General features: G+C 69.9%; 14 protein-coding genes. 9 read left to right on the forward strand and 5 right to left on the reverse strand.

Going from position 1 to position 12,466, the window contains the following annotated elements; genetic code table 11:
* The first annotated feature begins 98 nt into the window (after window positions 1-98).
* Both ACIBVQ_RS31475 and ACIBVQ_RS31480 read left to right on the forward strand, forming a co-directional pair.
* A complete protein-coding gene (locus ACIBVQ_RS31475) occupies window positions 99-446 on the forward strand; it encodes a hypothetical protein (RefSeq protein WP_399181878.1) in 348 nt (115 codons plus the stop codon).
* Between the two features lie 93 nt (window positions 447-539).
* Window positions 540-1,805, forward strand: coding sequence for a hypothetical protein (locus ACIBVQ_RS31480; RefSeq protein WP_399181880.1), 1,266 nt, complete (start codon window positions 540-542; stop codon window positions 1,803-1,805).
* A gap of 965 nt (window positions 1,806-2,770) precedes the next feature.
* Here ACIBVQ_RS31480 and ACIBVQ_RS31485 read toward each other — a convergent pair.
* A complete protein-coding gene (locus ACIBVQ_RS31485; RefSeq protein WP_399181882.1) occupies window positions 2,771-3,964 on the reverse strand; it encodes an MFS transporter in 1,194 nt (397 codons plus the stop codon).
* A 241-nt stretch (window positions 3,965-4,205) separates the two neighbouring features.
* On the opposite strand from ACIBVQ_RS31485, the gene ACIBVQ_RS31490 reads away from it, so the two are divergent.
* Window positions 4,206-4,691 carry a MarR family transcriptional regulator gene (locus tag ACIBVQ_RS31490; RefSeq protein WP_362912018.1) on the forward strand — a complete coding sequence of 162 codons (486 nt, stop codon included), beginning with the start codon at window positions 4,206-4,208 and terminating at the stop codon, window positions 4,689-4,691.
* A gap of 265 nt (window positions 4,692-4,956) precedes the next feature.
* Complete coding sequence (locus ACIBVQ_RS31495) at window positions 4,957-5,088, forward strand: hypothetical protein (protein ID WP_399181885.1); 132 nt, start codon at window positions 4,957-4,959, stop codon at window positions 5,086-5,088.
* 88 nt (window positions 5,089-5,176) lie between these two features.
* On the opposite strand, the gene ACIBVQ_RS31500 is transcribed toward ACIBVQ_RS31495, so the two are convergent.
* Window positions 5,177-6,049: a recombinase family protein gene (locus ACIBVQ_RS31500; RefSeq protein WP_399181887.1), complete on the reverse strand. Its 873-nt coding sequence runs from the start codon at window positions 6,047-6,049 to the stop codon at window positions 5,177-5,179.
* Between the two features lie 345 nt (window positions 6,050-6,394).
* Between ACIBVQ_RS31500 and ACIBVQ_RS31505 the strand changes: the two genes are divergently transcribed.
* The 5 genes from ACIBVQ_RS31505 to ACIBVQ_RS31525 all read left to right on the forward strand — a co-directional run bounded on the left by ACIBVQ_RS31505 (window position 6,395) and on the right by ACIBVQ_RS31525 (window position 8,568).
* A complete protein-coding gene (locus tag ACIBVQ_RS31505; protein WP_399181889.1) occupies window positions 6,395-6,715 on the forward strand; it encodes an SHOCT domain-containing protein in 321 nt (106 codons plus the stop codon).
* Window positions 6,712-6,948, forward strand: coding sequence for a hypothetical protein (locus ACIBVQ_RS31510; RefSeq protein WP_399181891.1), 237 nt, complete (start codon window positions 6,712-6,714; stop codon window positions 6,946-6,948). The genes ACIBVQ_RS31505 and ACIBVQ_RS31510 overlap by 4 nt, the downstream gene beginning before the upstream one ends.
* A gap of 27 nt (window positions 6,949-6,975) precedes the next feature.
* Window positions 6,976-7,245, forward strand: a complete 270-nt coding sequence (locus tag ACIBVQ_RS31515; protein WP_399181893.1) for a hypothetical protein — start codon at window positions 6,976-6,978, stop codon at window positions 7,243-7,245.
* A 144-nt stretch (window positions 7,246-7,389) separates the two neighbouring features.
* Window positions 7,390-7,887: a DUF6153 family protein gene (locus tag ACIBVQ_RS31520; protein WP_399181895.1), complete on the forward strand. Its 498-nt coding sequence runs from the start codon at window positions 7,390-7,392 to the stop codon at window positions 7,885-7,887.
* A 78-nt stretch (window positions 7,888-7,965) separates the two neighbouring features.
* Complete coding sequence (locus ACIBVQ_RS31525; RefSeq protein ID WP_399181897.1) at window positions 7,966-8,568, forward strand: DUF305 domain-containing protein; 603 nt, start codon at window positions 7,966-7,968, stop codon at window positions 8,566-8,568.
* Between the two features lie 113 nt (window positions 8,569-8,681).
* On the opposite strand, the gene ACIBVQ_RS31530 is transcribed toward ACIBVQ_RS31525, so the two are convergent.
* From ACIBVQ_RS31530 to ACIBVQ_RS31540, 3 genes are all read right to left on the reverse strand, one after another.
* Window positions 8,682-11,231 carry a heavy metal translocating P-type ATPase gene (locus ACIBVQ_RS31530; RefSeq protein WP_399181899.1) on the reverse strand — a complete coding sequence of 850 codons (2,550 nt, stop codon included), beginning with the start codon at window positions 11,229-11,231 and terminating at the stop codon, window positions 8,682-8,684.
* 133 nt (window positions 11,232-11,364) lie between these two features.
* Window positions 11,365-11,664 (reverse strand): hypothetical protein, encoded by a 300-nt coding sequence (locus ACIBVQ_RS31535; protein ID WP_399181901.1) that lies wholly within the window; start codon window positions 11,662-11,664, stop codon window positions 11,365-11,367.
* Window positions 11,665-11,696: 32 nt separating this feature from the next.
* Window positions 11,697-12,407, reverse strand: a complete 711-nt coding sequence (locus ACIBVQ_RS31540; RefSeq protein ID WP_399181903.1) for a DUF305 domain-containing protein — start codon at window positions 12,405-12,407, stop codon at window positions 11,697-11,699.
* Window positions 12,408-12,466: the final 59 nt, after the last annotated feature.

The following is a 12,466-nucleotide window of genomic DNA, read 5'->3' on the forward strand; positions in this document are numbered from 1 at the left end:
CGTCTGGGCGAAAGCCTCCACCAGGGCGATGCCCGCGGACGGGGGAATCCGGGTTCACCACCAGATGGCGGAAACGCCAGCCGAGCGGCCAGGAGCATGTGCCGTTCAGCGAATCGGGTGCCGCGCCGGGGCGTCGGCGCGGCCCGCTGGGCGGGCGGGGCGGCAGACCACGGCGGGGTGACCGCGTCGGCGACCTGGCGTGCGAACGCCTCGACGGCAGCCGTACCCGGTCGCACGCCGAGCTGCGCGGCGCGTGGGCCGTGCTCGGCGACGGCGCGGAGGACGCCTTCGAGGTGGCCAGGCGTCGGTGGCTTTTGAGCCACATCATCAGGGCCAGCAGATGCGCGTCGGTCGAGGACTTGTCCCGCGCCCACTCGATCTCGTCGTCCGACGGGGTGAACGCGTCGGACAGATCACGCGACGCCATCCGCTTGAACGTCGGGTAGGCGGTGCGATCGATCGACGTCACACGCACCTCAAAGATACGACCGACAGGACCCCTATTCGCTCGCTCGGCGCCTCCACCACGGGGATACTGCATGTCGATGATCGAATACGACAGTCCGGCCTCGTTCCGCGGTCAGCTTCAACGGGGACGCGGTGCCGCAGTGCATCGTACGTCGACCGCCCCCGGCGCCGCCGACACGGTGTATGAGTGCGTGATTACGGACACGCGCTGGGACCGACAAGTTGATCAACGCGACAGCTACCTCGCCGGTCTCATCGCTCGGCTCGACCTGCCGCTGGCACCGATCCAACAGCACCTGCTCACGTACGACGGCGAGGACGCTGAACCGGTTGAGCTTGCCTTGCAGGTCCTTGCCCTGCTTCCGATGGTCGGTCGACTCGACGCGGCGGCCGTGCTGCGCGGGTACGCGATCGACGGGCCGCATTGGTCCACGGCACTGGAGGCGATCGTCGACAGCGGGGCGATGAAGCTTCCCACCATATGGGACGGGCTCGCTGACGACATCATCGCCAACCGCGACGATGCCCAGCTTGCACAGGTGATCTGGTGCGACACGGAGCCGTGGACAACGTTCGCGCAGTCCCAGCCACGGGTCCGGCGAATCATCGACGAACTCAGGGCCTCCCGTTCACCCGGACCGGCCAGGCGCGACACACGACCCGAAATCGTCGCCATCGACAACGAAGACCTGATCGGGCTTGTCGCTGCCGGCGGCTTCGAGCAGCCGCGGGCGCTGGAGGAACTGGGCAGGCGCGGCGATCGCATCGTCTTCGACTTCGCCGAAGACTCCGGCCTACGCAACGCGGCCGGGTGGCTGCCGGGTATCCCACAGGCGCTCCACCACCTTGGGCCAGACGCGCTGCCACGTGCCCGCACGTGGATCGGCAGCGGCGACGACACACTCGTCGCGTTCGGGGAGCGTGTGGTGGCAGAGGTCGGCGACCGGGGCGATGCGCCGGTGTTGCTGGCCGCGTTGCACCGCACAGTCGTCGCCGGGGAATGGTGCGCTGCCGAGGTTCCGGCACGAGGCCTGGGCCGGTTGGGGATCCATGAAGCCGCAAGCGAGCTCATGGCCGCATGGGAAGGCACAGTTCATTCACTTGCCCGAGAAGCGTTCCTGGACGGGCTTCGGGGATGTGCGCCGCATGAAGCCGAAGCCGTCATGGTCGAGGGACTTGACGATTGCGAGCCAACGGTTCAGCAGCGCGCGTGTGAGGCGGCGCCAGATACGGCCGCAGTCCGCTCGCGTCTGCGGGAGTTGACTGCCGATCCCCTGGCACCTGAGGTTCATGAGGCCGCGAACACGAAACTGCAGTTCCTGGCCATTGATCCCTGAGCTTCTCAACCGCGCAGCATCACCCGACCAGAAACCGGCGTCGACCTGCGGGGAAGCACTACCAAGATCGGGTCATGGCCCCTTTCCCACGTATTCGGTTCCCAGCCGTCGAAAGGGCGAGATTCCTGGCCAGCTGCTGATTGTGCCAGCCGTCCACCATCACTTCGAACACCTGCTCCCGGGGGGGCAGTAACGTCACCCATCGGCCAACTGCAGCCGAGCGGTACCTGGAAGCCGGTCGTTCGCCCTGGACACCGTCACTCTCCGTCGTTCGCATCCAATGCGAAGGCTGTCCAGCGCCCCAGGTCAGCGTATGGATCCTACCTTCTCGCCTGTCTCAAACCGCGCTCGGATGGGCCGAGTGCAGTCGGCCGAAACGGCGCGCACAGCAGCCCCTTCGTCGAGTCCGAGCCGTCGGGCGCGAGGGGTCGCCAATTCGCATCTGATGCGATACGCGGCGGTCCCGGAATACGGCGGAAACGGGCTGTGTCCGCCGGAGACCGCAGGTCAGGCGGTGGGAGCGTACACCGGGTTTCGGCTGTGGATGGCGGTTCCCGGTGTGGGACCGGATTGGTTCCCGGTGCGGCCTCACCCCGCTGATCTGGTCAGACGCCGTTTCAGGAACCGGACAGAACGCAGGTTCTGTCCGGTCAGAGTCCCGGAGTGACTCGTTTCCGCCGTATTCGGCCCAGGACTCCTGAAGCTACGGCCAGGGGCAAAGGAGGAGGCTGACCGGACAGGACTACGACTCTGTCCGGTCAGCGGAACCACATCGTCCCAGGTCACGGCTCTGACTCCGAGCGCCCCGCCAATCCGGTCCCCCATGCCGACCCGGGACGGGCCGCCGAAACCCGGCCCCGGCGGGCGGTAATGAAAAACCCGCGCTGAGCTGGACTGATCCGCCTGCTTTGCGGCTCGTCGCAGCTTCGGGAGTCCTGGGCCGGAAGGAACGGGGAGGAGGACGGTCAGTGGTGAGCGGGAACGGGAGCGGCGGTGACGGCGCCCTCCCGCACGGGGGCGCGGTGCTCCAGGACGGCGGACCAGACGGCCAGCAGGAGGGCGGACCCGGCGAGCAGCGCGCCGACCCAGTTTGGGGCGGTGTAGCCGAGGCCGGCGGCGATGACCTGGCCGCCGAGCCACGCGGCGAGGGCGTTGCCGAGGTTGAAGGCGCCGATGTTGACGGCGGAGGCCAGGGTGGGCGCGCCGTGCGCCTGGTCGAGCACGCGCTTCTGCAGCGGTGGGACGGTGGCGAAGCCGAGCCCCCCGACGAGCAGGATGGAGACCGCGGCGAGGATCTTGTTGTGTGCGGTGAGGGTGAACAGGGCCAGGACGACGGCGAGTCCGCCGAGGGAGGCGTAGAGCATCGGCATCAGCTTGCGGTCGGCGAATCTGCCGCCGAGCAGGTTGCCGAGGAACATCCCGACGCCGAACAGGACCAGCAGCCAGGTCACCGCGCCGTCGGAGTACCCGGCGACGTGGGTCATCATCGGGGCGATGTAGGTGATCGCCGCGAAGACACCGCCGAAGCCGAGGACGGTCATTGCCATGGCGAGCAGGACCTGGGGATTGCGGAACGCCGTGAGCTCGCGGCGCAGGTGGGCGCCCTCGGGGCGGGGCAGAGCGGGGACGAGCTTGGCGATGCCGAACAGTCCGACCACGCCGAGCGCGGCGACGACGGCGAAGGTGACGCGCCAGCCGACGGCCTGGCCGATGAAGGTGCCCAGCGGAACGCCGGCGATGTTGGCGACGGTGAGGCCGGTGAACATCGTGGCGATGGCGCCGGCCTTCTTGTCCGGGGCCACGAGGTCGGCGGCGACCACCGAGCCGATGCCGAAGAACGCGCCGTGGGCGAGGGAGGCCACAATGCGGCCGGCGAGCATCACGCCCATGGTCGGTGCCACGGCGGAGAGCAGGTTCCCCACCACGAACAGGCCCATGAGGATCATGAGCATCGTCTTGCGGCTGATCCGGGTGCCGAGCGCCGTCATCAGCGGGGCGCCGATGACGACGCCGATCGCGTAACCGGTGACCAGGAGTCCGGCCGAGGGGATAGACACCCTGTAGTCGTCGGCGATCTCGGGCAGCAGGCCCATGACCACGAACTCGGTCGTACCGATCCCGAAGGCCCCGATGGCCAGGGCTAGGAGTGCGAGAGGCATGGTGTGCCGCCCTCCATACGATTGCCGTTGCGCCTTACACGCTTAGACAATAATTGCATGCGCGGGCTAAGCGCAAATGCAGGTATTCGCTCGCCAACGACGGTGGGCGACGGCGGCGGCGGAACGCGCGTCCGGGTGTGATGGAGGGTGATACTTGCATGAGCGGGATACACGTGTTAGCCGATATTGCGTGCAAGGGTTTATCTTGGAGAGCATGCACCATGGAAGGAGAGTCGCACCCATGACCGCCACGGACCCCGCGCTGACCGCCCTCGCCAACGGCTGGGCCGCCCTCTACCTCCTGGCCGGCCGGATCGAGGCGCACATCGAGCGTGCCCTTCAGGCCAAGCACGACCTGAGCGTGCGCGAGTACTCGCTGCTCGACGTGCTCAGCCGCCAGCACGACGGCGAGGGCGGGCACCTGCAGATGAAGCAGGTCGCCGACGCGGTCGTGCTTAGCCAGAGCGCCACCACCCGCCTCGTCACCCGGCTGGAGGACCGCGGCCTGCTCTCGCGTTACCTCTGCGCGACCGACCGCCGCGGCATCTACACCGACGTGACCGGGTCCGGCCTGGAACTCCTGGAAGCGGCCAGGCCGACCAACGAGGCCGCCCTCCGGGAGGCGCTGGACGAGGCCGCCAAGAACCCCGAGCTGGCCCCGTTGGTCGCCACCGTCGAGGAGATGAACATGTCGCGACGGCTCCCGGAGCCCGCTGCCGCACGCTGAGCACGACGAAGCCCCGGGACCTCGACAAGGCTCGGGGCCCGGGTCGGTGTTACCAGGGGCAAAGTAGCTCAGCGTGAGGTCTGACCAGACAGAACGTAGCTCTGTCGGATCTTCCGAATCACATCCGACCAGGTCAGCACTCTAGGACTCCTGAACGCTATGATCCGGCCGCTGCCCCGCCCCGGTTGCTCACAGCCGTAACCACCCCGGCGGCCACCCGCCGTCCGAGCCCTCTGACCAGCTCGGACACTCCACTTTGCGCCTGGTGACACCAACCCGAGCGCCGGGCCTCATCGCCAAGCACGGCCGCTGGGCTCCGGCCACCCCGGCCGTGCTGCGCTACATCCGTGCCGTCGACCGCCGGCGCGACAACGCCATGCGCAACGTCGGCCTGTGACCCGTCCTATAGGGCTTCACCGCTTGGGTCCGTGCGATGAGCCCCAAAGTAACTGTGGGTGATCACAGCTACGTTCGGTACAGGCTGGTCAGTCCTCGGTCGCCGCCGCGGCGGCGGCGTCGTGCTCGCGGAGCATGCGCAAGACGGTCGCCGCCGAGGGGTGGCGGCCCTTCTTCTTGCCTGTGGTGATGACGAGCCGGGCGGCGATGTCGCGCAGGCTCGCGCCCTGGCCGCGCAGGTGGACGGCCATCGACAGCATCGCCGGGTCGGTGACGGCGGCGCCGCCGATGGCCTTGCCGCGGGCCCGGGCGGATTCGTGGCCTTCCAGGGTGCGGTCGCGGATGTATTCGCGTTCCGTCCCCGACAGGGCCGCGAGCACGGTGAACACCACGCCGGAGGGGTCGTGGCTGCCCTGCAGTTCTCCGGTGAGGAACTCCAGGCCGATGCCGGCGGCGCGTAGCTGCTCGGCCAGGGCGGCCAGGTCGAGGCCGCGGCCGAGCCGCTTGTGCTCGTGCACCACGAGCGTGGCCGCCACCCCGGCCGATCGCAGTTCGCGGGCCAGGGCGACGGCCTTGTCGAGTTCGGGGCGGGTGGTGGCACGGGTGGAGATCTTCTCGGAGAAGACACGGGTGACGCCGACGGCCTGGAGCGCGTCGAGCTGGGTGTCCAGGGACTGGCGGACGGTGGAGGCACGGGCGTAGCCGATCCGCACGTGCCCCGCGGGCTCGGTTGCGGTTTCGGCGGGGTGGGGCAGCTCGGTCCAGGCCGTGCCGGGTCTGCGAAGGGCCGGGGTGGCCACGGTGAGCGTTTTGGCCAGGGAGGGCACCAACCGGAAGCGGGCGGTGTGGTACTGGACGGCGATCTTGCCCTTGCCGGTGCGGCAGGGCGAGCCGGCCGGGGCGGCGCAGGAGGTCATCGGGCAGGCGTGGGCCTCCACGCGGAGGTAGTCGTCGTCGCGCACCCCGAAAGTGTTTCATGGGGGCGTTTCACACGCCTGCCTGTTTGCACCGATCTATGAAACACCGTTCGCCCTGGACGGGTCCGGCGGCGGGCGATGTTTCATAGGCGGTCGCTTATGAAACGGCGAGGCGACCACTCGGGTGGCCGTGATAGCCAGTCGTGGAACCTATCGCTGGCCTGCGATGACTCAGAGCGGAGGATAGGGGCCCAACAGCGCCGCAGCCGGGACTTTCGGCCCCTGCCCGCATGGCCCGGACAGTGAGAGCGTGACGGTGACACCGAAGAAAGGATCGGCAGCACGGCCAGAGCCGTGTCCGCCGTGTCGCTGATGCGGGGTGAAGGAACGATGATGCCCTGGTATGGCCACACTCTGAGCGGATGGGGCTGGTTCGCGATGTCCGCAGGCATGATCGTGTTCTGGGGCGCGGTCATCGTCGTTGTCGTCGCGGTCGTCCGTGCCCTGGGCCGCTCCCAGGATTACCCGCGCCCGCCTGCCGGGACCTCCCCTGAGCAGGTGCTTGCCGAACGGTTCGCTCGCGGCGAGATCGACGAGGAGGACTACCGGCGGCGCCTGGACACGTTGCGCGTCGCCTCCACCGGGCCGGGCACCGATCCCGGGCCGCGCACCACGACGCTGCCGCCTTCCCGAGCAGGAGGCCCGCTATGAACATCGTCAAGACCACCAAGAGGGCCTATGGCCTGTACGCGCTGGTGTTCGTCGCCGCCTGGGTCGGCGCGTTGGCACTGGGCATGCCCGGCCACATTCTCATCCTGCTGGCCATCGTCGCCGCCTGCCCGCTGATGATGGGAAGCATGCCCGGTGATCACGGTGACCGCGGTGGTGGGGATTGGCACACCGGCCAGGCGGACCGGCCTGATCAGCGCCGGTTCGGGCGATAGGCGGCCGGGTACGGGCGGGGGCACGTCATGGGTACCGCGGCCGTCGTGGTGACGCTGGTCTGCGTACTGTTCGCGGTGGCGGTGGTGTACGACCTGGCACGCATGATCACGCCTCGTGAGGCGCGTTGCCCGCCGCTGGCGCGGCTGCGGGGGCGGCGGGCGGCCCTGGAGGCCGCCGAGCGGTGGTGTGTCGGCCTGTGGCTGCACGGCCAGATCGACCCGGCCACCTACCAGCGGCGAATGAGCGCCCTGGCACGCGGGCGGCGCACGACGGATTGCCGGACAGTTCGACGATGACCGAGAGGCGTCCGTGGCTTGACGGTGACCGAGAGGTCCGTGGCCTGCGGCCGTCGGCGATGTGATTTGTCCGCACTCTGGCTGTCGTGGCCGCCGCTTCGACCCACGCCACGAGCGGGCGCGCCGGCTACGTACAGCGCACTTGTGAGCACCTACGACGCCGGCCCGGGCTGGCTGCTGGGACCGGCCGCAACGGCCGGTGATACGGCCGGTAATGTGGCGACCGTGAGGATGGGCACCGCGGCTCGCCGGCTCGCTCCCTTAAGCGGGCTGCTGCTGGTTGCCGCTGTGTTGTGCGGGCTGATCGTCATGCACGGACTGCAGCCCTCACCTGGCCCGGCGCCCGCTCCCAGCGTCCTTGCCATGGGGCTTGATCACGACTACGGCGCCGGTGGCGCGATGTCACCCGACAGCCGCCGCCATGACGGGCACGGCGGCTCCTCGCACAACGGCCACGCCGGTGGCCAGGTCTGCCTGGCTTTCCCGGCGACCGGAGCAGCCCTGGTCCTGCTTGCCGTTGTGACGGTCCTCGGCGGGGCGGCGCCGGCGTCGGCGCGGCCTCTCCTGCGGAGGCTGCCGCGCGGGCCCACCGCCCGCCCTCGGGGCCCGACCCTTGCCCAGCTTTGTGTGATCCGGGTGTAGAAGCCGCACTCGGCGGTCCGTCCTGACCGTTGAGCGCCGGTTCTCTATTCACCTCGATGAACACGAAGGGTGTTCCTCATGAAGCGCGTCGTCATTCCCGTGGCCGTTCTCGCAGCGGCCGGTCTGCTGATCACCGCCTGCGGCTCCACCGAGCCCACCACGCCCGCCGCGACCTCCGCCTCGGCCATGCCGATGGCATCGGCTCCGGCCATGAGCCCGGCAGCCGACCACAACGGCCAGGACGTCATGTTCGCCCAGATGATGATTCCGCACCACCGCCAGGCGGTGGCGATGGCGAAGCTGGCCGAAGACCACGCCACCGACGGTCAGGTTAGGGACCTGGCCAAGAAGATCGAATCTGCTCAGGAACCGGAGATCCAGACGATGAGCGGCTGGCTCACCGGTTGGGGCGCACAGGTGCCCGGCGAGCACGCCGTGCCGATGGAGCACGGCATGCCCGGCATGATGTCCGAGGAGGACATGAAGGAGCTCGCGGGGCTCAAGGGGGCCGCCTTCGACAAGGCGTTCCTGACGATGATGATTCAGCACCACGAAGGCGCCGTCGCCATGGCCAAGCGGGAACAGGCGGGCGGCATCTACGAGCCGGCCAAGCAGATGGCCGCCTCCATCGTCTCCAGCCAGTCGGTGGAGATCACCATGATGAAGCAGCTCCTGCAGTAGGCCCGGCGGGATGGGCGGCCAGTGTGCCGCACCACCCGTCCGCCATTCCTGATTCGGCTCCCTGAGATGAGATGCCGCCCGGGGCGTCACCGAGAGGTGAGCGCCGCGCGTGATCACGCGCGGCGCTCACCCCCGGCCGGAGTGGCGCGCGGCAGGTGCAGCCGTTTGAGGGTCAGGGCGTTGACGGCGACGATGACGCTGGAGCCGGACATCGACAGAGCGGCGATCTCCGGGCGTAGTACGAGGCCGAAGGCGGGGGCGAACACGCCTGCGGCGATGGGCAGCGCGATGGTGTTGTAGCCGATCGCCCAGCCCAGGTTCTGGCGCATCTTGCGCAGGGTGGCGCGGCCGATGCGCAGCGCTGCGGCCACGTCCAGCGGGTCGGAGCGCATGAGTACGACGTCGGCGGTCTCGATGGCGACGTCCGTGCCGGCGCCGATGGCGATGCCCAGGTCGGCCTGGGCCAGGGCGGGGGCGTCGTTGACGCCGTCGCCGACCATGGCGACCTTGCGGCCACCGGCCTGCAGCTCGGCGATCTTGGCCGCCTTGTCGCCGGGCAGGACCTCGGCGATCACGGTGTCGATGCCCAGCTGCCGGGCGATGCGTTGCGCGGTGGCGGCGTTGTCGCCGGTGAGCATGACCACCTGGATGCCGAGGTCGTGCAGGGCGGTCACCGCCGCCGCCGAGGTCTGCCGGGGTGCGTCGGCGATGCCGATGACCCCGGCCGCGACCCCGTCGACCGCCACCATGACCGCGGTACGGCCCCCGGCGGCCACCTCGTCCCGGCGCTCCCCGAGCGTGCCGAGGCCGACGCCCTCGCGTTCCAGCAGGCGCCGGTTGCCGACCGCCACCCGGTGCCCGGCCACCTCGGCGACGGCACCGTGCCCGGGCACGTTCTCGAACCGCTCGGCCCGTACCCGGTCCAGGCCGCGAGCGTCGGCGTGAGCGGCGATCGCCTGGGCCAGCGGATGCTCGGACTCGCGCTCGACGGCGGCCACCAGCCGCAGCAACTCCTCCTGCCCGATCCCGCCGGTGGCCTCGTCGACGATGACGTCGGTGACCTCCGGTTCCCCTTTGGTCAGGGTGCCGGTCTTGTCCATCACCACGACCTGGATCCGGGCGGAGGTCTCCAGCGCGATCGCGTTCTTGAACAGCACGCCCCGCTTGGCGCCGAGCCCCGTACCCACCATGATGGCCGTGGGAGTGGCCAGGCCGAGCGCGTCGGGGCAGGTGATGACCACCACGGTGATGGCGAACAGGATCGCCACGCCGAACGGCGCACCGGCCAGCAGCAGCCAGGCGGCGAAGGTGAGCGCGCCGCCGACCAGCGCCACCAGCACCAGCCAGAAGGCGGCCCGGTCGGCCAGCCGCTGCCCGGGGGCCTTGGAGTTTTGGGCCTGCTGCACCAGCTGGACGATCTGGGCCAGGGCGGTGTCGGCGCCGACCCTGGTGGCGCGTACCCGCAGGGTGCCGTTGCGGTTGATGGTCGCGCCGACGACGGCCGAGCCCGGCTGCTTGTGCACCGGCAGGCTCTCACCGGTGACTGTGGACTCATCCACCTCGCTGTCGCCGTCCTCGACGACCCCGTCGGCCGGGATCTTCGCGCCGGGCCGCACCAGCAGCAGGTCGCCGGCGGCGACCTCGGCGGTCGGCACCTCGACCGGCTCGCCGTCGCGCAGGACCGTCGCCTTGGGCGGGGCCAGGTCCAGCAGGGTGCGGATGGCGTCGTTGGCGCCGCCGCGGGCGCGCATCTCGAACCAGTGCCCCAGCAGCACGAAGGCGGCCAGCACGGTGGCGGCCTCGTAGAACACCTCGCCGCCGCCGGTGAGGGTCACGATCACCGAGTACAGCCAGCCTGCGCCGACCGCGACGGCGACCAGCACCATCATGTCCAGGGTGCCCGCGCGCAGCGCGCGCACCGCCCCGGTGAAGAAGATCCAGCACGAGTAGAAGATCACCGGCAGGCTGAACAGCAGCGCCCACACATCCGGCCGCAGCCCGAACGGCACCGGCAGGTGCAAACCGAGCACTTCGGTGCCGATCGGCGACCAGGCCACGATCGGGATGGAGAAGGCCAGCGCCACCAGGAACCGGTCGCGCATGTCGGCCACCATCGCGGCCATCGACATCCCGCCGTGCCCGCCGTGCCCCGTCATCTCGGGCGCGGAGGCCACGGCCCGCGTTCCGGTGTGATCGGCGTGACCGTCCGGTGCCGCGCGACCGGCGGTCGCCCGGCGAACGGCGGTCCCGGAAGCGGCCGCCTCCTGTGTGGGTTCCGCGTGCGCGCCGTCACCGCAGACGTGCCGCCGCGGCGGCACGGCGGTGTCCGCAGAGGCCGTCAAAGGTCCCTTGGGGCCGGAGGGCGGCGGGTCAGGCTCGATCATCGGGTCGCAGATGTGGGAGGGCACCGACTGACCGGCACAGTGGTAGCCGCACTCGACCACCCACGTGCGCAACTCGGCCAGACAGGTCCGGGCCGGGTCGAACACCACGGTCGCCGTCTGAGCCACCGGGTTGACCTCCACCCGCAACACCCCGGGACGGCGGCCGAGCACGGCCGCCACGACACCCTGCTCCGAGGCCCACCGCAATCCGCTGACGTCCAAGATCGCGGTGCTGTGTTCCTTACCGCCGCCGCGGCGAGCATGGAGGTGATTCGTCACGGCCAGCCTCCTTCACAACAGAAGGACGAAAAACGGGGCAAAACCGTCACGCTTCTACCGTTCATCGTAGATCCGCCGGATGCCGGAGCCGGTCGGCTTTCGCCCGCTTCGCCGCAGTGACGGCGAACGGAGGTCATGACGACGGCGGTGGCGACGGCATGGCGCGCTCATCCCGGCGGGACTGAACGCCCGAGCAGTGCGCACCACACTCGACCAGCCAGTTCCACAGCGGGTACACCTCCTGATGCGCGTCGTGGATCACCACGGCTTTGCGCCTGCCGGGATCGACGTCGGCGTCCAGGACCCCTGGGCGGGCCGGCAGCATGGCGGTGGCCGTGTCACGGTCGCCGCCCCAGGCCACACCTCGCAGGTCCAGCACCAGCCGGCAGGCGGGGCCCTTACGTCTTCCAGGGCTTCTCTGTCTTCGCGTCATGACGCACCCCGGTACGGAAACCGGCCTCGCGGTCACCAGCCGTGCCCTCCCTGGCGGCCGTCGCCCGCCGGTCCTGGCCCGCAGGGCATGCCCGTCTGGCCGAACCAGTCGGCTAGGTACTGCCGCATCTGGAACATCTCGGCGTGCTGGGCGTCGCGCACCGTGCGGGCGAACGCCGCGACCTGCTCGTGCTGCGCCTGCCCGTGCATGAGCAGCTGCTGCGACATCATGATCGCCCCCATGTGGTGGCGGATCATGTCCTGCAGGAACGCCTCATCCAGCGCATCCCCCGACAGCCTCGACAGATCACGCATCATCGGTCGGTAGCCGACCGCCGCAGAGCGCCCCGGGTACCACTGATCCAGCCACGCCTTCATCGTCGCGATCTCAGCGCTTTGCGTCGCCACGATCGACTCCCCCAGCCGACGCATCTGCGGCCGTTCGGAGCGGCGCAGCTGCCGGGCGGCGGCGACGGCCTCCTGGTGGTGGGGCAGCATCTGGGTCAGATAGTCGAACTCGTCATCCACCCACATGCCGTGCATCGGGCCGCCGGGCCCCATGCCCGGACCCATGCTGGGACCCATCCATGGATTTTCCGGCGGGCAGGTCTGCTGCCACCCGGAAGGGGCCGGAGTCGGTGTCGGCTGCTCTTGGTCGTTGGCGGCCGCGGCGTTGAGGCCTGTCAACGCCGCGGTGGCCAGGATCGCCCCGGCCGCCGCTGTGAGTGCTGCCTGCCGTCTCATCGTTCCTCCCGGCGCCTTGCCCGGTTCCTCACCTTCCACGGTGGGCGCACCCACCCAGG

This window comes from Streptosporangium sp. NPDC049376 (assembly GCF_044466505.1).
Taxonomy (GTDB): Bacteria; Actinomycetota; Actinomycetes; order Streptosporangiales; family Streptosporangiaceae; genus Streptosporangium.